This window comes from Sediminibacterium sp. (assembly GCF_019264485.1).
Classification (GTDB): Bacteria; Bacteroidota; Bacteroidia; order Chitinophagales; family Chitinophagaceae; genus Sediminibacterium.
Genome location: NZ_JAHVAA010000006.1, coordinates 174,286 through 197,024 on the forward strand (window position 1 = coordinate 174,286; position 22,739 = coordinate 197,024).

Genomic DNA, 22,739 nt, shown 5'->3' on the forward strand with positions numbered 1-22,739 from the left:
GTCTTTTCTTTTATCTTTGGGTTATGTTATCAACTACAGAAGAGAATTACCTGAAGGCTCTTTTACAGCTAACGTTTGAACAGGAGGATAAAGCTGAAGCAGGCACCAACGAACTGGCCGCCCAACTGGGTGTAAAACCTGCTACGGCTAATGATATGCTCAAGAAACTGCGTGAAAAACAGTTGATACACTACGAGAAATACGGTAAGTCATCCTTAACGGCGGAAGGGAAAAAAAGGGCCGTAGAAGTAGTTCGTAAACACCGCTTATGGGAAACTTTTTTATATGAACACCTTGGTTTTACCTGGGATGAAGTACATGAAGTAGCAGAACAACTGGAACATATTCAAAGCCCGAAACTCATTGACCGACTCGATCAGTTATTGAATTACCCTTCATTCGATCCGCATGGCGATGTAATTCCTACTGCATCTGGTGAAATGAAAATACCCGCAAAGAAAACACTGAATGAAGAGCAGGTAGGGCATCAATGTAAAATGGTAGGTGTTAAAGACAATTCCGCTACTTTTTTACAATATGTTGATAAAGTAGGCTTACGGATGAATCAGCCAATTAAAGTGTTGTCGAGGCAACCGTATGATGAATTGATTGAGATAGAAGTAAACGGCCTGAAATCAAGCGTGAGCCCACGTTTCGCCGAAAACATTGTGATCGTTTGCAACGATTGCGAAATAAGAATGAAAAGTATTTAGTGATCACAGTCATCGCTGTGTGCATGGTTATGCGACCTGCACATACGGTAGTTGAGGTAGTGAGCAGTAATAATAAACAACACTGCCGGTATGAGCAACCAGAGTTCCCAGTGATGCCATATAACTTTACTGAGTAATAAAATAATTCCAATCGTAAAAAAAACCATCGGTAACCAGCTGTGGTGATGTTTTTTACGGCCATGGTATAATGAATAAGTTCCTACAGCAAATGCCAGAGCAATCATACCATATTCAAACCAGTTGTTCTCAATAATGTTGTATCCAAATAAAGGCAGACTGCTTAAAAAGAGCGGTAGTAAAGCACAATGAATGGCGCAGGCCAGCGAAGTGGCAATACCAAAAGCGTCCCAATTGATCTTGAAATTCATGCAGCTGCAAATATATTTCAATGCAACAATGTTGCAAAATTTATTTTAAGCCTTTTTTTCTATCCCCTTTCTGAACTGATTGGGGTGTAACTTTGTGATATAGATGAGTTATGAGTAGAAAATTAATCGGATACCTATTGTTTTTTGCCGTTCTGGTAGCAGCTTTCTATTATTTCCTTTTCCGCGGAACAGATAACTGGAAGGTAAAACTGGCACAATTGAGTTATGTAAAACCCTTTATGTTTAAAAACCAGGATGGTGTGCCTGTTACGGAAAAAGACCTCCTGGGTAAAGTGACCGTTGTAGAATATTTCTTCACTACCTGCAAGGGAATCTGTCCTAAAATGCATGTGGGAATGAAAAATATCTATGAAACGTACAAAGATCATCCGGATTTTGTGATAATGGCCCATACCAGTGATCCGGAAACCGATTCGGTAGCGAGATTAAAAGTGTATGCCGACTCTATGAAAATTGATACAAAAAAATGGGTCTTATTAACGGGTAGAAAAGACAGCCTCTACAAGATGGCAAGAAACTCTTACTTACTCGATGATCCTAAAAATAATTTTGAAAAAATTGAGGACCAGTTCATACACACACAGTTTTTTGCGCTTGTTGATAAGAACGGGAAAGTGCGTGGACAGATTTATGACGGACTAAAAACCGAAGAACTGGAGAAACTTAAGAAAGATATAGCCACACTATTAAAAGAAAAAGGGTCTGGTAATTTTGTCAATGGCATTTTTACCAATAACCCACAGTAAGGAGTAATATTTATGAATGAGCGTATAGTTGACTTACTGAAGAAAAATCATCTCAGTATTACAGACAGCAGGAAAAAAATCCTCTCACATTTTCTTGATTCAAATGGTGCATTGGCACATGCCGATATAGAACACAAGAGTGGAACAGAATTCGATCGGGTAACTATTTATAGAACACTACAGACATTTGTAGAGAAAGGTATTATTCATACTATTCCTACTACCGATAATTCTGTACGTTATGCACTTTGTAAAGATGAATGTTCGGCTGGTCATCACCACGACGATCATGTTCATTTTATGTGTGATGAGTGCGGTACCACTTATTGCCTCGATCATGTAACCGTACCCAAAGTTGAATTGCCAGCTGGTTTTACCGCCACACAGAACGACCTTGTAGTAAGTGGTCTTTGTAATAAATGCTCATAGCAGGTAAAGCTATATCCCAACACATTCGTTTATCTTCGTTCAAACTAATTTCATGATTCTTGTTACCGGCGCTACAGGTTTGGTGGGTACTCACTTGCTAAGGCGACTGGTTCAGAGCGGACAAAAAGTGCGCGCCACTTACCGGTCTTCCATTCCATCTTCTGATATTTCAAATCAGGTTGAATGGGTACGGGCTGATATCCTTGACATTCTGTCAATAGAAGAAGCCATGCAACAGATACAAGAGGTATATCATTGTGCTGCTGTTGTTTCATTCAACCCGGATCAAAAAAAACAATTACAGCATGTAAATGTAGAGGGTACGGCAAATGTGGTGAATGCGGCATTGGATGCCGGCGTGCAGAAAATGGTTTTTATGAGTTCGGTTGCCGCACTCGGCCGCATACGTGAAGATGTAGCCATAGATGAAAGCATGAACTGGACCCCCGAAACCAGTAACAGCGAATATGGTAAAAGCAAATACCTCGCCGAAATGGAAGTATGGAGAGGTATAGGAGAAGGATTGAATGCGGTAATTGTAAATCCCGTTATCATACTTGGTGCCGGCGACTGGAGCAGCGGATCAACCGCTATCTTCAAATCGGCTTATGATGAATTTCCGTGGTATACAGAAGGAGTAAGCGGTTTTGTGGATGTGGAAGATGTGGTGACAGTAATGATTGAACTGATGAAGAGTAATATCAGCGACCAGCGTTTTATTGTAAGTGGTGCAAATATTCCTTATCGCACCATTTTTAATATGATTGCACGGGGGTTTGGTAAAAAATTACCTTCCCGGAAAGTAAGTCCTCTTATGGCCGCTATCGTATGGCGCATCGAAGCTATTAAATCATGGTTTACAGGTAAATCGCCTCTTCTGACCAAAGAAACGGCAAGAACGGCGCAGGCAAAAGTGAATTTCAATAATACTAAATTGCTGAAACTGCTCCCGGCTTTCTCCTATACATCTGCAGAAACTTCTATTGACCGTATTTGCAGGGAGCTAAAAGTTAAATATCAGCTTCCATAATCTTCATCGTAATAATTTAAAGTACCTTGTAGCAGGTGATGAAATACCTGGTAACTATTATATTATCCTTATCGCTCTATGCACCACAGGTAGCTAAATTTTTGGCTTATGCAGAATGTTCTGCTCTGGCCCTCACCATCGCCGATCAAAGCTGGTGCGATTGTATGCTTACGGCCGATACAGATACCGATGGTATTCCCGCAACAGAAAAACAAAAAGACATCCAGTTTAAAACAGACTGGAAATTTATCACAGAGAAAAATATTGTTGTTAGAGATATAAATGCCTGCTCTGATTTAATGAAGAGCAGCACTCTTTCATTTCAGCTACCCACTCCCTTTTTAGCTGCTGTTTTCCATCCACCCCTTGGATAAACAAATACAACGTTGTGTAGTTCCGGGTTACCGGAACCATTTATTTATTCAAACCTTTAATCTATCTACAATGAAATCATTGATATGGGTTGTGGCTGCAATATGCATGACCACTACCTTTTCGCCTGCACATGCACAGGCGCCAACAGTTTTTGCCAATACTGAAATAAAAAACGCCAATGGCGATGTTATGTTACTGGGTCATTGCAATATTTCGATGCTCAGACAGGGAGCGTTTCAACAATGGTTTATACCCGGGTTTAATACCTATCAACCCGATACTTCAGTTGCCCATTCTCTTGTGCCTTTGTTAAAAAATAAGTTCATTGAAATATTCCTGGGTACCTGGTGCGGCGACAGTAGAAGAGAGGTACCGCGGATGCTTAAGTTACTGGAGATAGCAGGTTTCGATATCCAGAAAGTAAAACTGATTTTTGTAAACAATACTGCAGAGGCCTATAAGCAGAGCCCGCAACATGAAGAAGCGGGAAAAAATATCAAAAGGGTTCCAACAATGATCGTTTATGAAAACCAGCTAGAAATCGGGCGAATAATCGAGTACCCGGTTGAAACACTGGAGAAAGATTTACTGAGAATATTGAAGGCAGAAAAGTATGTGCCGAATTATAATCAGTTGAAGTAGGGTTTAATAGTGAGTAGTGAGTAGTCAGTATAAAAACTCACTACTCACTTAGCACCTCCCTCCATTACTTTTTTCCATAATTCCGGTATTCTCTTAATCCATACCAGCTCTCTTCTTTTTAGTGAAGCATCTTCGGCGGGGTAGCCGAAGTAGGTTTTTCCGCCTTCCAATGAAGAGGGAACACCACTTTGAGCCAGCACTACTGCATTGGCGCCGATGGTTAAGGTTTTACTTACACCCACCTGTCCCCAAAGTGTAACACCATCTTCAATAATGGTTCCGCCTGCAATACCTACCTGTGCAGCAAATAAACAGTTTTTACCGACAGTAGTATCGTGACCAATATGAACCATATTATCCATGCAAGTGCCTTTCCCGATCCGGGTTTCGGCAGTTACTCCACGATCAATGGTACAGCCTGCACCTATTTCAACATGGTCTTCAATAACCACATTGCCGCAGCTGACCATTTTTTTAAACCATACGTCGCGGTCTTTTTTAGTATTGTAATAGAAGGCATCGCTGCCGATTACTGTGCCGGATTGTATTACTACATGATCGCCGATTATCGTATGATTGAGTATTGTTACATTCGGATGGATGATACAATGTTTTCCGATCACTACCTGTTCTCCAATAAAACAATTGGGCATTACAACTGAACCCTCTCCAATAACAGCACTAGTACTGATACTTGTTTGTGCAGGTGTAAATGGTCGGAACTGTTGTACAATTTTTAAATAGGCTTCAAAAGGTTCATCAGTTATTAAAATGGTTTTTCCTTCAGGAACAACTACATCAATGGTATTGATAATGATAAAATCAGCAGCACTGTTCAGGCATTTATCATAGTATTTTGGATGGTCCACAAAAACCAGGTCACCACTTTCTACCTTATGAATTTCATTGATACCGGTAATCATCGCTTCGGGATTTCCTTTGATCTTAGCATCGATCAATGATGCGATATGGCTGGCAGAAACGGGTGCGGGAAACTTCATATGCCCTTTTTTTGTTAAAATCAAAGGTAACGAGCGGCTTTGATGAGAAATTATTTTAGTTGGGTTTTAACGTAAAAAACTGCTTATTTTTTACAGACATAACAGTTTTTTTATTGCTAACTGATTGTTTATGCCTGAAAAGATCATCTTATGAAACCCTTTGTTCATCTATATTACAGCAGATTAATATTTTGTGTTCAGTATAATCTCAATTACTTACATAACCTAAAAAACAACCTGTCTGGTGCTCTTAAACTAAGCTGCTATTCACAACTGCTCCTAAAATGTGAATAAAATTGTTTAAAAAAATTTTTGCTTTCGATGAAACTATTTTTAATATTGTGTAGGGAAATTTATTTCCCAGTACTTACTAACCCATCCATATACAAAGTCTCGCTTCTGCGGGACTTTTGTTTTACATGAATCACTACTTCATCATCTATAAACCTTACCTCGTTCAATCGCAGTTTTCACCTGTTGAAGGAAAGCAAACACTTGCAGATTTTTTTCAGGTACCGACAGATGTATATCCCGTTGGCAGACTGGATCATGACAGTGAGGGATTATTGATACTGACTAATGATAAGCAACTGAATCATCGTTTACTGCATCCGAAATTTAAACACGAAAGAGAATATTGGGTACAGGTTGATGGTGCCATAACACATGAAGCAATTACGCAACTTGCTAAAGGTGTAACCATTGCTGTTGACGGGAAACAACATACAACGGCACCTGCCGAAGTGTATGGTTTTGAAACAGCGCCCCTCGTTCCGGTTCGAAATCCACCCATTCGTTTTCGTAAAGAAATTCCTGCACCATGGGTGAGCATCAGCTTAACAGAAGGCAAAAACAGGCAGGTAAGAAAAATGACAGCAAGTGTTGGTTTTCCGACCCTGAGATTGATCCGTTACAGGATTGAACAGTTAACCATCGACGGAATGCAGCCAGGCGATTTGGTTAGTCTCTCAAAATCATCTTTGTATAAACAATTGTTTCATGAATAAATCTGTTATCGCACAAAACGGTGTTTATTTCATTACTACCGACCGGGATGCAATGGATATTGGAATGATTCATCGCTACCTGTCTGAAGACTCTTATTGGGCTAAAAATATTCCGGTAGAACTGGTCCGAAAATCAGTCGGCCATTCTCTTTGTTTTGGGGTTTTTGAAACGGAGTCGCAAATTGGGTTTGCCCGTGTAATTACCGATACAACCAGTTTTGCCTATCTCGCAGACGTATTTATTTTACCTGATCATAGAGGTAAGGGTTTGTCGAAATGGTTGATGAAAACCATACACGCACATCCCGATTTACAGGGACTAAGGCGATGGTTACTCTTTACCAGTGATGCCCATGGCTTGTATAGTCAGTTTGGTTGGGAACAGGTACCGGATAACTTCACAGGCCGTATCATGCAGATACATAACCCCGACATTTACCTGGTATCTAAAGAAAACTAAACCCGGTAAGCTGCTTAATAATCCGCTAATCTTTCACCAATCTTGCCTGCTAAGCGTTAATTTTGCTGCTCTTTACGTAACCGTAGTATTTATATGAGTCAAGCACATTTATCGGAGCAGGAACTGATTCGCCGGGAGAAACTGGCCAAATTACAGGAAGCTGGTATCGACCCCTTCCCGGCAGCCCTGTACCCCGTTAGTCACTATTCAACAGATATTAAAGAGAATTACTCAGAAGAAACCAAGGATTCATTTGCCGGTATTTGTGTGGCAGGAAGGGTAATGAGTATAAACGATAAAGGGAAAGTGTTCTTTATCAAGATACAGGACAGCAAGGGTATTATACAACTGTACGTAAAGCGTGATGATATTTGTCCGGAAGAGGATAAGTCACTCTGGGACCATGTCATTAAACATGGCCTGGATCTTGGCGACATCATTGGTGTAACTGGTTTTGCATTTATTACCAAAACAGGAGAAACCTCTGTTCATGCGCAAACATTTACCATGCTGGCCAAATCGCTCAAACCACTTCCCGTAGTAAAACGCGATGAAGAAGGGAATGTATTTGATGCAGTTACCGACCCTGAGTTCAGGTATCGTCAACGATATGCCGACCTGATTATCAATCCCGACGTAAAAGATACTTTTGTTAAACGTACCAAACTCATAAATACCATCCGTACTTTCCTGAATGAACAGGGAGCACTGGAAGTAGATACACCTGTATTACAGGCTATTCCTGGTGGTGCTGCAGCCCGTCCTTTTATAACGCATCACAATGCACTGGACGTTCCCTTTTATCTCCGAATAGCCAATGAACTATACCTGAAACGTTTGATTGTGGGTGGTTTCGACTGGGTATATGAGTTTAGCCGCAATTTCAGGAATGAGGGTATGGACAGAACACATAACCCCGAGTTTACCGTACTGGAATGGTATACTGCTTACAAAGATTATTTCTGGATGATGGAAATAACCGAACAGCTTTTTGAAAAAATAGCTATCGCATTACATGGTACCACCGATGTACCGTTGGGTGATAAAACGATCAGTTTTAAAGCCCCTTTTAAAAGAATAAGTATTCATGACGCCATTAAGGAAAATACCGGGGTTGATGTGAGTGCTATGGATGAAGCCGGTTTGAGAGAGGTTTGTAAACAACTGAAGATAGATGTGCCTGGCAATATTGGCAAAGGCAAATTGATAGATGAAATTTTTGGGGCCACTAGTGAGCATACATTCATTCAACCCACATTCATTATTGATTACCCGGTTGAAATGAGCCCACTCACTAAAAAACACCGTACTAAAAACGGATTGGTGGAAAGATTTGAGTTGATGGTAAACGGAAAAGAAATAGCCAATGCTTATTCTGAACTGAACGACCCCATCGATCAGCGTGAACGGTTTGAGGAGCAGTTAAAACTGATGGAGCGTGGCGATGATGAAGCGATGTTTATTGATCATGATTTTCTTCGTGCGCTTGAATATGGTATGCCACCAACTTCTGGAATCGGCATTGGTATTGATCGTTTGTGTATGATGATGACCAATCAGTCTTCCATTCAGGATGTATTGTTGTTTCCCCAAATGAGGCCGGAAAAGCAGGTGGAATAATTGCTAGTTGAACACGGGAACGAATTGCTTTACTTCATCAGCAAAGGCAATGGCTTCCCGGTCATTTTTAAAACGAATCAGGAATTTATTACGGACCTCATATTGGGGTCCCTTTTTTTGTGTAGTGTACATTGTCGTAAAAAAAAACTGCTGATCGCTTTTTAGTCTAACCAGTATCTCGGAAGGCTTATTATTATCAAAACTGTTAGTACTTAATTCAGACAGGCGAGTCCACAGGCTTATATATTTACCGACTCTTACCTTCCCCGCCTCAGTTTCTTCTATCCAGAACCAGATATACCCATTTTTTTCATCAACCTTATAATAGGTTTTTACGGTAATACTATTATTATTGCCAGCTTCATTGACATCCACTGAACTAATCAGTTTACCCTCTATTGTATAACGAAAATCACCACAATGACCATGAAATTGTGCATGTGCAGATACGGCCATAAAAACCGTCAAAATGAGTATTAAAGCAGTATTTCGCATCAGGGGGTCTACGATATTACTACTATTTTCTAAAAAATGCGAGTATCTGCGCTTAAAAGTAGATTAACAATCAATAAAAAGTAGACGAACTCCTATACAAACAGGTCATTGTACAACTGGCCCCTGGGTACAACAGCATATTTATCTAAATCTGTAATGCCTTCCGCAGCAAGCAGTTCTTCATCAATAAAAGTGTTACCCGTACAGCTTAGACCCGTTTTCAGAAGTATATAAAAAACAGAATCGGCGATAATTTCAGGCGTCCGGCTCATTTTGGCCAGGGCTTCTCCGCCAAGCAGGTTACGCACTGCGGCTGTATCGATGGTGGTTCTGGGCCATAAAGCATTCGAAGCTATACCCGCCCCTTTAAATTCTGCTGCCCAACCCAAAGCCAGCATACTCATATTGTATTTGGTGAGGGTATAGGCAATATGTCCACCCAGCCATTTAGGTTGCAGACTGATGGGTGGTGATAAGGTTATAATATGGGGATTGTTTCCTTTTTTTAACCAGGGAATACAATGTTTTACCACCAGAAAAGTTCCTCTCACATTAATGCTGTGCATCAGGTCGAAACGTTTTGTTTCTGTTTGCTCGGTGGGTGTAAGCTGTATGGCTGAGGCATTATTAATCACTACATCAATTCCACCAAATTTTGCTACTGCCTGCTCAACCATCGATTGAATCTGTTCTTCATGTCTTATATCAACCTGAACTGCCAGCGCCTTACCACCTGCGGCTTCTATTTCTTCAGCAGCAGAAAAAATAGTGCCTCCCAGTCGCGGATCTTCAGTTACACTTTTAGCAGCTACTACAATATTGGCGCCCTCTTTTGCCAAGCGTAAAGCGATGGCTTTACCAATACCACGACTGGCACCTGTAATAAGAATGGTTCTGTTCTGAAATGACATAATAAAACATATTGATGTACCTAAATTTAGGCAAACATCGTTACCAACCTAAGAAATCTTTGATCAAAGATTCTGTTGCAAGGCAGGCTTTCTGAAGCTCATCGTTAACAATAGTATGATGAAAATGATGACTGAAAGAAATCTCATAACTGGCTTTGTTTACTCTGGTAGCAAGGCTTTCCGGCGTTTCGGTACCACGACTTTCTAAACGTCGTTTTAATTCTTCCACAGAGGGAGGCTGTATAAATATAGAGAGGCAGCTTCCTTCAAATTGCTGCTGTACATGAATGGCACCTTTAACATCAATATCAAGAACAGGAACGCGTCCCTCATTCCAGATACGATCCAGTTCGCTTTTCAGGGTACCATAATATTTTCCCTCGTATACCATTTCCCATTCAACAAAAGATTCTTCCTTTATTTTCTGCTGAAAAGTTTCAGGGCTAATAAAATAATAATCTACTCCGTTTTTTTCCTTTCCCCTGGGTGAGCGTGTTGCCGCAGAAATAGAAAAGCAAAGCAGGGGGTATTTATTGAGCAGGTAATGTGTAATAGAAGTTTTACCCGATCCCGACGGTGCTGTTATGATGATGAGTTTCCCTTTATTTGCTTGCATGCGCAAAGAAACAGAATTTTCAGAAGCCTGAAAAGGGGTTTGTTTTTCATTGTAAAACTAAGGCTCTGCGGAGTAGATTCACCGCAGAGCCGCAGGAGTTAAAGAGATTTCGCAGAGAAAAAACTCAGCTGTGCCAGGTTGTTTTTTCTGAGAGTGGAATGTTTCTTTTTCCATCAGCTGTCGTTTCATCTGTGTAACCCAGGTATAATAAACCCATTACAAGATCATCATCGGCAAGCCCCAGCATATTTTTCATGCTTTCGTGGTGTGTCATAGCTCCGGTACTCCATAAAGTAGCAATACCAAGTGCATGGGCACCCAGTAAAATATGTTCAACAGCCGCAGCAGTAGCAGCAATTTCTTCTATTAAGGGAATTTTTTGGGTTGGCTGCCGTTTCATGTATACCAGAACGAGATGAGAAATTTTTTCACCGTTTTGAATAATACCCTGGTATTTAGCAGTGGTAAATTTATCAGCATCGGTATGTGCCTTATAAAGATCTGCATGTTGTTGGCAGAAAATTTTCAGGCTTTCTCCTGAATATACCACAAAACGCCAGGGTTCGGTTCTTCCATGTGTTGGTGCCCAATCTGCCAGTTCTAATAATTGCTGAACAGAAGCCGGGTCAATCTTTTTTCCATTCATTAAAGAAGGCTTACTGCTTCTTCTGCCGGTAACGATTTCCTGAAAAATTTCAAATGTGTTCATACTGCAAACATAAACCGATCAGGTTTTATATCTGTAAACCCGGAACATATAAACATTTTCGAGAAACGATAAAATGGCTTATATTGATTGGTGTTTTATAGTATATGGCAGGTGCTTTGTACTATATCTGTTTAGCAAATTGCTTGCTATGACGACAAAGGAGTTTCAACTTGTTTTTGATAATCTACCCGGTATGTACCTCTTGCTGGCACCGGACGATCCTGCATATACCATTATTGCAGCCAATAAAGCATACATAAAAGCAACAAAAACCGCCGGTATAAAACTCATTGGAGAACCGGTGTTTAGCATTTTTCCGGATACCCCAGGATTGCATAACCGGGAGGGGAAAAACAAACTGATTAATTTATTCCGCGAAACTGTTGCAACAAAACAGTCTAATGAAACACAGCGGTTGAGGTATGATATTCCCAGTAATGATGGAACTGGTTTATTTCTAGAGCGGTACTGGAAAATTACGAATACACCTGTACTGGATAAAAAGAATAATGTAACACAAATTATAAACTCTGTTGATGATATTACAGAACAGGTATTTGAGGAAATGGAAACCCTTCAGGCACTGGCCGAATCGGAAGAAAGGTATAAAAAACTGTTTTATACCAATCCCATGCCCATGTGGATATATGATGAAACTACTTATCAGTTTATGGAGGTGAATGATGCGGCTATTCTTAAATATGGTTATAGCCGGGATGAATTTCTTTCCATGACCATTATGCAGATAAGACCCGAAGATGATATTGAAAGAGTGAAAATAGCTTCGAAAAAAAGAAAGGGAAATTATCTTATACATCATGATAAATGGCGTCACATTAAGAAAAATGGAGAGTTAGTATATGTAGAAATAACCGCGCACCATATCATACACAATAATAAAGCATCTGTTCTTGTACTGGTTAATGATATAACGGATAAAGTAAATGCTGAAGAGGAAAGTAGATTTGAGCGTAATAACAGAGAAGCGCTGATAAATAACACCAATGATCTGATCTGGAGCGTTGACAGGAACCTGAAGCTTATTACTGCAAACCAGTCTTTTATTCGGTCTCTTGAAATGCAGACAGGGAAAAAATTACAAAGCGGTGATAATGTGCTGCTGGAATCTCATTTCCCCGAATCGTTTATTCTATCCTGGAAGAAATTATATGAACAGGCTTTATCAGGCGAATTTTTTGTACATGAAATTTATACGCCGGAACTGAAGGGTCAGCCCGGCGAATGGACAGATGTGAGTTTTAATCCGATTATAAGTAAAGAGGAAATTATCGGTGTTGCCTGTTATGGAAGAGATATTTCTGAAAATAAACGTTACCAACAAACACTGGAAAATGTAAACAGTGAACTGGTTGAAAAAATAAAGGAAATCTCCGACTACAAATTTGCTTTAGATCAGTCCAGTATTGTTGCTATTACAAATCAAAAAGGGATTATCCAATATGTCAATGATAATTTCTGTGCTATTTCGGGGTATACAAAAGAAGAATTAATAGGGCAAGATCACCGCATCATCAACTCAGGACATCATCCGAAGTCATTCCTGAAGAATTTGTGGGTTACAATTGCTAATGGAAAAGTATGGAGGGGTGAAATTAAAAATAAAACCAAAACAGGTAGCTATTACTGGGTTGATACAACTATTGTTCCTTTTCTAAACGAAAATGGAAAACCTTATCAGTTTGTAGCCATCCGTAATGATATAACCCAGAAAAAGGCTGAAGAAGAAAAGTCACACCTCATGAATATGGTCATCACAAATACCAATGATGCCATACTCATAACTGAAGCAGAACCTGTAGAAGGAACAGGTCCCAAAATACTCTATGTAAATGAAGCCTTTACCCGCATGACAGGTTATACTGCAGAGGAAGTCATAGGAAAAACTCCCCGTATTTTACAAGGCCCAGATACAGATCAACAGGAACTAGCGCGTCTTAAAAAAGCGCTCAAAAAATGGGAGCCCTGCGATATAGAAGTACTGAACTATAAAAAGAATGGTGAGCCTTTCTGGAACAATTTTACAGTGGCACCGGTTGCCAATGAAGCAGGGTGGTATACACACTGGGTAGCCGTTGAAAGAGATGTAACAGAAAGAAGGAAAACCGATGCGCTGATTCGTGATAGTGAAGAAAAAAGAAGGCTGATAATGAATGCCGCACTGGATGCCATTATATGTATTGATACAGAAGGCATGATTACTTTCTGGAACCCACAGGCCGAACAGATTTTTGGCTGGAAACAGGAAGAAGTAATGGGTAAACGCCTGTCTAGTATCATTATCCCCGAACCCTATCGTTCTATGCACGATCATGGTATGGAGCAGTATAAAATAACCGGTAAAGGACCTGCATTAAATGTATTACTCGAGCTCAGTGCCATTAATCGTGATGGTGTAAACTTCCCGGTTGAACTAACAGTATTACCCATTCAGCAGGATAATGAATCATTTTTCTGTGCCTTTATCAGGGATATAACAGAAAGAAAAAAAGCAGAAACGGCAACACGCAGATCAAATGAAAGATATGAACTCGTGGCAAAAGCTACCAGTGATGCCATCTGGGACTGGGATATGCGAACAGGTGCAGTTACTCGCTCAGGCGACGGGTTACAGAAATTGTTTGGGTATGATACGGTAACGGCAAGTGCCGATAATGATTTCTGGCGTAAGCATGTACATCCTGATGATATCAACAGGGTAATGGAGAGGAGGGAAATAATGTTACAAACAACTGCCGATCAGTACTGGGAAGATGAATACAGGTTTGAAAGAAAAGATGGTAGTTATGCCCATGTATATGATCGTGGTTATGTAATCAGGAACAAAGATGGCAAAGCCGTTCGCATGATTGGCTCCACTCAGGATATTTCTGCACTGAAACGTTCTGAGCAGCAATTATATGATCTCAACGTTGTTTTGGAAAAACGTGCTTCCGAACTGGCCAGGTCAAATGCAGAACTTGAACGTTTTGCATATGTAGCTTCTCACGATTTACAGGAACCCCTTCGTATGGTAAGTAGTTTTCTGCAACTATTAGACAAACAATACACCGGAAAGCTCGACGATAAAGCAAGGGAGTACATTAATTTTGCAGTAGGTGGCGCAGAAAGAATGAAAAGACTAATACTCGACCTGCTCTCTTATTCGCGCGTAGCCACCGTAGCTGAGCATTTTCAGCCGGTTGATATGAATACCGTTGCGCAACAGGTGGTTCAAATTTTTGAATCGAGATTTGAAAAAGAAGGAATAACTTTAATAATTGATCGCTTACCGGTAGTTCAGGGTAATGCCACACAATTGCAACAGTTGTTACAGAATCTGATAGGTAATGCAATAAAATATAAAAGTGAACACCCCCCCCATATTGAAATTGGCTGCTTGGAAGAAGCAGGTCGTTATGTCTTTTTTGTAAGAGATAATGGTATTGGAATTAATCCAAAATATTTCGAAAAAATATTTGTAGTGTTTCAGCGCTTACACCCCGTTAATAACTATTCCGGAACGGGTATCGGGCTGGCTATCTGCAAAAAAATTGTCGAGCGGCATCATGGCGAAATCTGGGTTGAATCGCAGGAAGGAAAAGGCAGTTGCTTTTTCTTTAGTATGCCTAAATAAATAATCACTTAAAACTATGTTATATGTCAGCTTTTCAGGACCTTGAAATTTTGCTGGTAGAAGACAATGAAGGAGATATTCAACTTACAATTGAAGCGTTTAAAGAGGCCAAAATCCGAAACCAGATAAAAGTAGTGCGCGATGGTGAAGAGGCACTGGATTACCTGCGAAAACAGGGAAACTATACAAATGTGCCATCACCTGATATCATTTTAATGGATATCAACCTGCCAAAAATTGACGGGAAAGAAGTATTAAGCACCATGAAAAACGACCCGGTATTAAAAATTATTCCCGTCATCATGTTAACCACTTCTTCGGCTGATGCTGATATACATGAATCGTATGCAAACCATGCCAACTGTTACGTGGTAAAACCTGTTGACCTTGATAAATTCATGGATGTAATCCGTAGTATTGAAGATTACTGGGTATCAATCGTTAAACTCCCGTCCAAATCCTGATTCCAATTATTAAATACGTGTAATATCAGCACCAATTTTTCTCAAACGTTCATCAATCTGCTGGTAGCCACGGTCAATCTGTTCAATATTCTGTATCACACTTTTCCCTTCCGCACTTAATGCGGCAATAAGCAGTGCCTGTCCGGCGCGTATATCCGGACTACTCATGGTTATACCACGCAGGTTATTCTTTCTGCCCAAACCGATAACAGTGGCCCTGTGCGGGTCGCAGAGAATAATTTGCGCACCCATATCTATCAGCTTATCTACAAAGAACAAACGACTCTCAAACATTTTCTGGTGCACGAGTACACTACCCCTTGCCTGTGTGGCCACTACCAGTACAATACTGAGTAAGTCGGGTGTAAAACCAGGCCAGGGATGATCGGAAATGGTGAGTATACCGCCATCCATATAAGTCTGTATCTCATAAACATCCTGTGCAGGAATATAAATATCATCGCCCTTGACGGAAAACTGAATACCAAGCTGACTGAATTTTTCCGGAATGATACCCAGGTGTTCTACACCTGCATTTTTAATGGTAAGCTCGCTTTGCGTCATTGCTGCCAGACCAATAAAACTACCAATCTCAATCATGTCGGGCAACATACGGTGTTCGGTTCCGTTGAGTTTATTAACGCCTTCTATTGTTAAGAGGTTACTGCCGATACCCTCTATTTTCGCACCCATCCGGTTAAGCATACTGCAAAGTTGTTGTAGGTATGGTTCACAGGCTGCATTGTAGATCTGTGTAACACCTTCTGCCAGCACTGCTGCCATAACTATATTAGCTGTTCCTGTTACCGAAGGTTCATCCAGTAACATATAGGCACCTCTTAATTCTGGTGCTGATAATTTGAAACAACTTTGTATTTCATCATATTCAAACCTCGCGCCGAGTTTTTCAAAACCAATAATATGTGTATCGAGTCTTCTCCTGCCAATCTTGTCACCACCGGGTTTTGGGATATATGCTTTTTTAAAACGCGCCAGCATAGGTCCGGCAAGCATTACACTGCCACGTAATCGGCCACCTTTTTTCCTGAAATCATCAGACGACAGGTAATCAACGTCAATATTATCTGCTTTAAAGCGATAAGTATCTGTGCTGAGTTTTACTGTTTTTACACCCATGTCCTGCAATAATTCAATCAGCAGGTTTACATCGAGTATATCAGGAATATTGGAAATAGTCATTTCAGCGTCGGTGAGTACAACGGCTGATAATATTTGTAAAGCCTCGTTTTTGGCTCCCTGCGGAACAATCTCTCCCTTGAGGCGGTTACCGCCACGTACTTCAAATGAACCCATAATGTTTACTTAGATGGTTGTATACACGAATGTAATAAATGGCCGCTTGTAAATAAGAAGAATGAAATGAAAAGCCCCGACAAATTTGCCGGGGCTTTGTATAAAGAAGTTGTAATAGCTTAATAACGTTTTTTGAACTGGCCACCACCGCCATTGTTATTGCGGTTATTGTTATTATTGCGTCCACCGCCATTGTTGTTGCGGTTATTGTTATTATTGCGTCCACCACCACCGCCATTGTTGTTGCGGTTATTACTTCCGCCGCTGTTGCGGTTTCGTCCACCAAAATTTTGCTGCCAGCGGCCGCCTCTTGCACCACTGCCATATTCATCGCGTTCAAAGTTCTGGTTGCGGTGTTTAATGTATGGGGTATTGCTGAATTCAAGTTCACCACCGGTAATATTGTTCAGCTCGCTCCTGATAGCATCATCATGTACCAGTTCTTTATGCCAGTTGCTGTAGGCCAGTTTCATATAATAGGCAATGGCATGTGCAAAGCCGGCTTTTTTCTCCGGGTCTTCTTCTTTCAGCGCCTTATCAATCACCACTTCCAGGTTTTTACCCAGGTGTGCATATTTGGGATGGCGTTTGGGATAAGGAAGCGGATCGGGCTTCAGTTTATAGGTTTCTCTTTGGGGAATGGGGTATGGACTGTCGACATCCAGTTTGAAATCGCTGATAAAAAACAGGTGATCCCATAATTTATGACGAAAATCTTCCACATTTTTCAGGTGAGGGTTCAAAAAACCCATCAGTTCAATCACCGATTGTGCCTGTTGCTGTCTTTTTTCACGATCCTCGATGGTCAGTAAATAGTCAACCATTCTATGCACATGACGACCATATTCACGCATGCCCAGGTAAGTTCTTGAAGTATTATATTCCATGTAACGTTAATAAATGCAAGAACAAATGTAAGCATTTAAGGGCTTTGAGTGGCAGAATTCAGTCGCAAAGGCGTTAAAGAAATCATTTTTTCGACACTCCGCCGGGCTGTTTATCTTCGCATTATGGAACAGATTGTGCAACAGATAGAGCAATATAAACAGGAAATGCAGGCTTTTGAAGCCAATACACCCGATCTGGTGGAAGCTTTTCGTATTAAATACCTCGGCACCAAAGGACTGGTAAAAACCGTCATGGGTGAGATGAAAAATGTACCGGTGGATCAGAAAAAAGCATTCGGACAGGTACTCAATGAATTTAAAGAATTTGCAGAAGCACGTTATAACGCTTTAAAAGAGGGAGCCGGTGAACAGTCTGATTCCAATGCGGCAGCAAAAGACATTACGTTGCCCGGCGATCTGTTTCCTGTAGGTACAAGACATCCATTGAACCTGGTACGTAACCAGATTATTTCCATATTCCGCAGACTGGGTTTTGCTGTGGCCGAAGGACCGGAGATAGAAGACGACTGGCATAATTTCGGTGCCATGAATTTACCAGAAGACCATCCGGCGCGTGATATGCAGGATACTTTTTACATCAGTCAAAACCCCGACTGGTTATTACGTACCCATACCAGCAGTGTACAGGCACGTGTAATGGAAACACAGAAACCACCTATACGTGTCATTTGTCCGGGCAGGGTATACCGAAATGAAACCATCAGTGCACGTGCGCATTGCTTTTTTCACCAGGTTGAAGGATTGTATATTGATGAAAACGTAAGTTTTGCCGATCTTAAGCAAACGCTTTATTTCTTTGTACAGGAAATGTTTGGTCAGCATGTAAAAGTGCGTTTCAGACCCAGCTATTTTCCTTTTACAGAACCCAGTGCAGAAATGGATATCAGTTGTCAGATCTGTGGCGGCAGCGGATGTAATATCTGTAAACATACCGGATGGGTAGAAATACTCGGAAGTGGTATGGTGCATCCGAAAGTGCTGGAGAATTTTGGTATCGATTCAACCAAATACACCGGCTTTGCATTTGGTATGGGTGTTGAGCGTATCACGCAATTAAAATACCAGGTAAACGACCTTCGCCTGTATTCACAAAATGATGTGCGGTTCTTGAAACAGTTTACAGGGGTAGTGGGGTGAGAGTAGACCATGGTCCATAGTCGATGGTCTATGCTAAATTAATTATGGAGTTCTTCGTTTTAAGGAAAATACTACCTGTCATTGTTCATTGTCCATAGTCAATAGTTCATGGCAAAACCGATAATAAGACTCGTCAGTGTATATAAATATTCTTCCTATGGACCATGCACTATGGTCTATAGACTATAACCTTCCTCCATGCTTCACGCTACCAAAGGAATAGTACTGCGAACAGTAAAGTATGGTGATACAAGTATCATCACTACTGTTTATACAGAGCTGTTTGGTATACAGAGTTATCTGGTAAAAGGGGTGAGACAAAGTACCAGAACCTCTGCCGGGAAAGCTTCTTATTTTCAACCATCTGCCCTGCTCGATATGGAAGTGTATCATAACGAGCTGAAACAGCTACAGTTTGTAAAAGAATACCGTTGGAGTTATTTGTATGAAGGTGTACTTACAGATGTGGTAAAACATGCAGTGGCCATGTATATGATTGAAATGTTGCAGCACAGCCTGAAACAACCCGAAGCCAATCCCGAATTATTCTATCTGATTGAAGACAGTTTGAAACAACTCGATAAAGGCAATGAAGCTTTAACAGCCAACCTACCCCTTTATTTTGTTTTGCACCTGGCAGCAGAACTTGGGTTTAAACCACAGGGTAATTATACATCTGCAACACCTGTCTTCGATTTGCAGGAAGGTATTTTTGTAGCTGAAATACCTTTGCATCCCTATTACCTGGAAGGGTTATTGGCAGAAACAACATCACAACTTACGGAACTGCAATTTTATAACCAGTTGGAAAATATAAAATTGAACAGAACAATCAGACGAAGTTTATTGGAATCTTATCAAACCTATATGGCATTGCATATTGCCGACTTCGGCGAACTCAAAACACTCGCCATTCTACAGGAAATCTTGAGTTAACCCTGCGAAAACTCCATTTTCTCTCGTTCTCTGCGGTGAATATTCGAGTAAGTTCACCGCAGAGAAAGAGTACACAGAGTTTACGCAGAGCATTAAATAAGTCTTGTAATGTTTGTAGTGTTTTCCAACACAATTACTCCGGGCTTTTTTCCTTTTTCAAAACTTCCCAACACATCATCCATACCCAAAGCCCTAGCACCGTTTAGTGTGGCGGCTTGTAAAAGAACAGCCAGCGATAAATGAGGAAAATGTAATTGCAATGTTTTTATTTCTTCCCATACACTTAACTGGTGATTACTCGCTAAGCTATCGGTGCCGATACAGATATTCAGTTTGTTCTGTAATAAGAGATCAACCGGTGGTAAAGTGTTTTCAATATATAAATTGGCATTTGGACAAAGACAAAATGAAACGGGCGTATTAGTTTGAAGAACAAGGTCGATATCATTCTGGCTGGTGAAACTGTTATGAACCAGTATAACATGTTTGCCCTTTTGCATTTGATGAAAATAAGCAGGCAAACTATTTGTTCCCGGAGCTTTGAAAGAAGGATTAGTGATGTGCATTGTTTCATATAAACGGATAAAATCACCTGTTCCGTTTTGAAAGAGTTCATTCTCTGCCTCAGATTCCTGGTTGTGTATGGTAATTACCTGCTCAATAAAATAAGGCTGCATGAGCGCCCATAATTCAGGCGATACAGAATATGGAGCATGTGGTGAGAGGCTGGAATGTTTCGAAAAAGCCTGTTGAAAAGTCTGGTAATGTTCCAGTGACCTTTCCATTCTTATATCGGCAATCAAAGGGTTCCAGCCGCTTACTTCAATAAAATTATGGTAGTGTAAGCGGTTCAGTTTTTTCTGTGGAAGCGTGAGTGTATTGTTACAGATATCGCCCACAGCAACAATACCAGCTGCCAGCATATCAGTTTCTGCTTTTTCAATAGCAGTGAGTATTTCGTCTTCCGGAAAATGCCGTTGAGTAACTACCTGTAATACAAAATCAACCAGTCCTGTATGTTCGGCAATCAGCCCTTTCATGTGACTGAGTTCGAGGTGGCAGTGGGTATTGATAAAACCCGGTGAGAGAATACCGTTTAACTGTTGTACGTCATCACCTGCTTCTTCTGTCTTTACAATGGCTTCAATACAGCCATCTTTTTCAGTAATCAACACAAAATCATCACCAAGCATTGTTGTGCCGGTGAACAACTGTCTGGCTTTGAATTTTTTGTATGACAAAATAATGGATTGATTATCTGCGAAGTTATTGGATAATGCATTGATGGTACAGGAATATTTGAAGACATTTTTAAGTCAGACTTAAACTTTCCTTCCAATCTTTCCTTATCTTGATTAGAGATGTACAGTAGATTTATTCAGTATTAAAAAAACGATATGAAGAAAATTGTACTAATGATTTTACTCGGTATCAGTTTTACAACTCATGCCCAAACAGCTGATGACTTAAACGAAAATTTGATTAAAGAAACAGTGAATTCTTTTTTCCTGTCATTAGAAAAGCAGGATACCGTGTTATTTAAAACAGTGGTATTACTCGATGGGCAACTCTGGCGGGTATCGAATCTTTCAGACCCGAAAAAATATGATATGAGAGATTTTAGAACTGATATGAATAAGGTAATCTCAAAAAAAAAGGTAAAAGAAATACCTCACCGGTTCGATATTAAAATACATAATGGAATTGCTATGGCCTGGGTGCCCTATGAGTTTCTGGTGAATGAAAAATTCTCTCATTGCGGCATCGATGTTTTTACATTGATACAGACACCAGCAGGGTGGAAAATTGTAAACGCATCCTATACCATTGATCAAACAGGTTGTGCAGCATTAAAGAAGGGCAAATAAGAATGTATTAGTAATCAATAAAGCTTACAATAAAAATAATAGCTGTATGAAATTATCAGCGAAGCAAGCCAACGAACTGATTGATCTCTTAAAAGTTCGTTTTGAAAAAAACACTAAACGACATAAAGGTATTGAGTGGAGCAAAGTGGAAGCAAGGTTAAAAGCCAATGCTGATAAACTATGGTCGCTCAGTGAAATGGAAAGAACAGGCGGTGAACCTGATGTAACAGGGCAGGACAAAAAAACAGGCGCTATTATTTTTTGCGACTGTTCAGCTGAAAGTCCGGCTGGCCGAAGAAGTTTATGTTACGATCGGGAGGCGCTTAACAGTCGTAAAGAGTTTAAGCCTTCGGATACTGCAGTTGATATGGCTGCGACGATGGGGGTTGAAATATTAAATGAAGAGGAGTACAGAAATTTACAGATGCTGGGAAATTTTGATGCAAAAACTTCCAGCTGGTTAAAAACACCTGAAGCCATCCGTAAACATGGAGGTGCCATTTTCGGCGACTGGCGGTATCAGCATGTATTTGTGTACCATAATGGGGCGGGATCTTATTATGCGGCGAGGGGCTTTAGGGCATCTGTACTGGTTTAAACCCGGTAATCAAAGGCAATTAAATAATTGCCGTTTATTTACAACAGCAAAGCATTGGCAGATGAGCGGAAAAGATAAAATTGTCGAATACATTAACAGATCTGTTTCTTTAACGGAAGCAGAGGCGGAAGTATTTGGTGCATCCTTCAAAGAAAAAAGAATAAAAAAAAGACAGTTTATTGTACAGCCTGATTTTATTGTAAAACACAGAAACTATGTATTGGAAGGCGCTTTCAGGGCCTATGTAGTTGATGATAGCGGTAACGACAATACCATTGCATTTGCCATTGAAGACTGGTGGATCACAGATTATAATAGTTATATTCTTCAAAAACCTGCTACCATGTTTGTAGTGGCACTGGAAGACAGTAAAATTTTGGAGATTTCTTTTGAACAGGAAGAAGCATTGAAAAAAAGCAATCATAAATTTGAAACTTTTTTCAGAATCAGGGCCGAACGCACTGCTGCTTTTATGCAGCAAAGAATTATTGCTGGTCTTACACAAACAGCTGGCCAGCGGTATGAACAGTTCCTTGAAAAATATCCACAGATTGTTCAAAGGGTACCACAGTATGCACTTGCCTCATATCTCGGCATGACTACAGAATTTCTCTCCCGTATACGAAACAGGAAGAGAACAAAAAATAGTTGATCTACATCAATCATTTTTCCTGTACTACTTCATTTTCTATGTTTATCGGTCTTGCCAATTTTAC

The 22,739-nt window shown here is 40.4% G+C and carries 25 protein-coding genes; 16 read left to right on the forward strand and 9 right to left on the reverse strand.

Annotated features, from left to right (window positions below; translation table 11 throughout):
* The first annotated feature begins 23 nt into the window (after nt 1-23).
* Complete coding sequence (locus KXJ59_RS03870; protein ID WP_295201345.1) at nt 24-713, forward strand: metal-dependent transcriptional regulator; 690 nt, start codon at nt 24-26, stop codon at nt 711-713.
* On the opposite strand, the gene KXJ59_RS03875 is transcribed toward KXJ59_RS03870, so the two are convergent.
* The gene (locus KXJ59_RS03875; protein ID WP_295201346.1) at nt 710-1,102 is read right to left on the reverse strand and encodes a MerC domain-containing protein; all 393 of its coding nucleotides are present in this window, start codon (nt 1,100-1,102) and stop codon (nt 710-712) included. The genes KXJ59_RS03870 and KXJ59_RS03875 overlap by 4 nt on opposite strands.
* A 110-nt stretch (nt 1,103-1,212) precedes the next feature.
* On the opposite strand from KXJ59_RS03875, the gene KXJ59_RS03880 reads away from it, so the two are divergent.
* The 5 genes from KXJ59_RS03880 (at nt 1,213) to KXJ59_RS03900 (ending at nt 4,345) form a co-directional block, all read left to right on the forward strand.
* A complete protein-coding gene (locus tag KXJ59_RS03880) occupies nt 1,213-1,869 on the forward strand; it encodes an SCO family protein (RefSeq protein WP_295201347.1) in 657 nt (218 codons plus the stop codon).
* A 12-nt stretch (nt 1,870-1,881) separates the two neighbouring features.
* Nucleotides 1,882-2,298 carry a transcriptional repressor gene (locus KXJ59_RS03885; RefSeq protein WP_295201348.1) on the forward strand — a complete coding sequence of 139 codons (417 nt, stop codon included), beginning with the start codon at nt 1,882-1,884 and terminating at the stop codon, nt 2,296-2,298.
* A 52-nt stretch (nt 2,299-2,350) separates the two neighbouring features.
* The gene (locus KXJ59_RS03890; protein WP_295201350.1) at nt 2,351-3,328 is read left to right on the forward strand and encodes an NAD-dependent epimerase/dehydratase family protein; all 978 of its coding nucleotides are present in this window, start codon (nt 2,351-2,353) and stop codon (nt 3,326-3,328) included.
* Between the two features lie 38 nt (nt 3,329-3,366).
* A complete protein-coding gene (locus tag KXJ59_RS03895; protein ID WP_295201351.1) occupies nt 3,367-3,702 on the forward strand; it encodes a hypothetical protein in 336 nt (111 codons plus the stop codon).
* Between the two features lie 70 nt (nt 3,703-3,772).
* Nucleotides 3,773-4,345 carry a thioredoxin family protein gene (locus tag KXJ59_RS03900; protein WP_295201352.1) on the forward strand — a complete coding sequence of 191 codons (573 nt, stop codon included), beginning with the start codon at nt 3,773-3,775 and terminating at the stop codon, nt 4,343-4,345.
* 44 nt (nt 4,346-4,389) lie between these two features.
* Here the strand turns inward: KXJ59_RS03900 and KXJ59_RS03905 are convergent, their stop codons facing one another.
* The gene (locus tag KXJ59_RS03905) at nt 4,390-5,346 is read right to left on the reverse strand and encodes a UDP-3-O-(3-hydroxymyristoyl)glucosamine N-acyltransferase (RefSeq protein ID WP_295201353.1); all 957 of its coding nucleotides are present in this window, start codon (nt 5,344-5,346) and stop codon (nt 4,390-4,392) included.
* A gap of 419 nt (nt 5,347-5,765) precedes the next feature.
* Between KXJ59_RS03905 and KXJ59_RS03910 the strand changes: the two genes are divergently transcribed.
* The 3 genes from KXJ59_RS03910 (at nt 5,766) to lysS (ending at nt 8,433) form a co-directional block, all read left to right on the forward strand.
* Nucleotides 5,766-6,353 carry a pseudouridine synthase gene (locus tag KXJ59_RS03910; RefSeq protein ID WP_295201355.1) on the forward strand — a complete coding sequence of 196 codons (588 nt, stop codon included), beginning with the start codon at nt 5,766-5,768 and terminating at the stop codon, nt 6,351-6,353.
* Nucleotides 6,346-6,813, forward strand: a complete 468-nt coding sequence (locus KXJ59_RS03915) for a GNAT family N-acetyltransferase (protein WP_295201356.1) — start codon at nt 6,346-6,348, stop codon at nt 6,811-6,813. The genes KXJ59_RS03910 and KXJ59_RS03915 overlap by 8 nt, the downstream gene beginning before the upstream one ends.
* Before the next feature lie 93 nt (nt 6,814-6,906).
* Complete coding sequence (lysS, locus tag KXJ59_RS03920) at nt 6,907-8,433, forward strand: lysine--tRNA ligase (protein ID WP_295201358.1); 1,527 nt, start codon at nt 6,907-6,909, stop codon at nt 8,431-8,433.
* A gap of 3 nt (nt 8,434-8,436) precedes the next feature.
* Here the strand turns inward: lysS and KXJ59_RS03925 are convergent, their stop codons facing one another.
* From KXJ59_RS03925 to KXJ59_RS03940, 4 genes are all read right to left on the reverse strand, one after another.
* A complete protein-coding gene (locus tag KXJ59_RS03925) occupies nt 8,437-8,928 on the reverse strand; it encodes a hypothetical protein (RefSeq protein ID WP_295201360.1) in 492 nt (163 codons plus the stop codon).
* 92 nt (nt 8,929-9,020) lie between these two features.
* Entirely contained in the window at nt 9,021-9,839 is an 819-nt protein-coding gene (locus tag KXJ59_RS03930) for an NAD(P)-dependent oxidoreductase (RefSeq protein ID WP_295201362.1), read from the reverse strand.
* A gap of 40 nt (nt 9,840-9,879) precedes the next feature.
* Nucleotides 9,880-10,455, reverse strand: coding sequence for a guanylate kinase (gene gmk, locus KXJ59_RS03935; RefSeq protein WP_295201363.1), 576 nt, complete (start codon nt 10,453-10,455; stop codon nt 9,880-9,882).
* 124 nt (nt 10,456-10,579) lie between these two features.
* Nucleotides 10,580-11,164 carry a nitroreductase gene (locus KXJ59_RS03940; RefSeq protein ID WP_295201365.1) on the reverse strand — a complete coding sequence of 195 codons (585 nt, stop codon included), beginning with the start codon at nt 11,162-11,164 and terminating at the stop codon, nt 10,580-10,582.
* A 148-nt stretch (nt 11,165-11,312) separates the two neighbouring features.
* On the opposite strand from KXJ59_RS03940, the gene KXJ59_RS03945 reads away from it, so the two are divergent.
* Together KXJ59_RS03945 and KXJ59_RS03950 are read left to right on the forward strand one after the other, a co-directional pair.
* Nucleotides 11,313-14,798 (forward strand): PAS domain S-box protein, encoded by a 3,486-nt coding sequence (locus KXJ59_RS03945; protein ID WP_295201367.1) that lies wholly within the window; start codon nt 11,313-11,315, stop codon nt 14,796-14,798.
* A 23-nt stretch (nt 14,799-14,821) separates the two neighbouring features.
* On the forward strand, nt 14,822-15,262 hold the full coding sequence (locus KXJ59_RS03950) for a response regulator (RefSeq protein WP_295201368.1): 441 nt from the start codon (nt 14,822-14,824) through the stop codon (nt 15,260-15,262).
* Nucleotides 15,263-15,271: 9 nt separating this feature from the next.
* On the opposite strand, the gene murA is transcribed toward KXJ59_RS03950, so the two are convergent.
* Complete coding sequence (gene murA / locus KXJ59_RS03955) at nt 15,272-16,576, reverse strand: UDP-N-acetylglucosamine 1-carboxyvinyltransferase (protein ID WP_295201369.1); 1,305 nt, start codon at nt 16,574-16,576, stop codon at nt 15,272-15,274.
* Nucleotides 16,577-16,695: 119 nt separating this feature from the next.
* Nucleotides 16,696-17,463, reverse strand: a complete 768-nt coding sequence (locus tag KXJ59_RS03960) for a DUF4290 domain-containing protein (RefSeq protein WP_295201371.1) — start codon at nt 17,461-17,463, stop codon at nt 16,696-16,698.
* 123 nt (nt 17,464-17,586) lie between these two features.
* On the opposite strand from KXJ59_RS03960, the gene pheS reads away from it, so the two are divergent.
* Both pheS and recO read left to right on the forward strand, forming a co-directional pair.
* Nucleotides 17,587-18,621: a phenylalanine--tRNA ligase subunit alpha gene (pheS, locus tag KXJ59_RS03965; protein WP_295201372.1), complete on the forward strand. Its 1,035-nt coding sequence runs from the start codon at nt 17,587-17,589 to the stop codon at nt 18,619-18,621.
* 198 nt (nt 18,622-18,819) lie between these two features.
* On the forward strand, nt 18,820-19,557 hold the full coding sequence (recO, locus tag KXJ59_RS03970; protein ID WP_295201374.1) for a DNA repair protein RecO: 738 nt from the start codon (nt 18,820-18,822) through the stop codon (nt 19,555-19,557).
* A gap of 92 nt (nt 19,558-19,649) precedes the next feature.
* Here recO and KXJ59_RS03975 read toward each other — a convergent pair whose 3' ends face one another.
* The gene (locus KXJ59_RS03975; protein ID WP_295201376.1) at nt 19,650-20,798 is read right to left on the reverse strand and encodes an amidohydrolase family protein; all 1,149 of its coding nucleotides are present in this window, start codon (nt 20,796-20,798) and stop codon (nt 19,650-19,652) included.
* Nucleotides 20,799-20,954: 156 nt separating this feature from the next.
* On the opposite strand from KXJ59_RS03975, the gene KXJ59_RS03980 reads away from it, so the two are divergent.
* The 3 genes from KXJ59_RS03980 to KXJ59_RS03990 all read left to right on the forward strand — a co-directional run bounded on the left by KXJ59_RS03980 (nt 20,955) and on the right by KXJ59_RS03990 (nt 22,675).
* Complete coding sequence (locus tag KXJ59_RS03980) at nt 20,955-21,425, forward strand: hypothetical protein (protein WP_295201378.1); 471 nt, start codon at nt 20,955-20,957, stop codon at nt 21,423-21,425.
* 46 nt (nt 21,426-21,471) lie between these two features.
* Nucleotides 21,472-22,023 carry a DUF4256 domain-containing protein gene (locus KXJ59_RS03985; RefSeq protein WP_295201379.1) on the forward strand — a complete coding sequence of 184 codons (552 nt, stop codon included), beginning with the start codon at nt 21,472-21,474 and terminating at the stop codon, nt 22,021-22,023.
* 61 nt (nt 22,024-22,084) lie between these two features.
* Entirely contained in the window at nt 22,085-22,675 is a 591-nt protein-coding gene (locus KXJ59_RS03990) for a Crp/Fnr family transcriptional regulator (protein WP_295201380.1), read from the forward strand.
* Nucleotides 22,676-22,739: the final 64 nt, after the last annotated feature.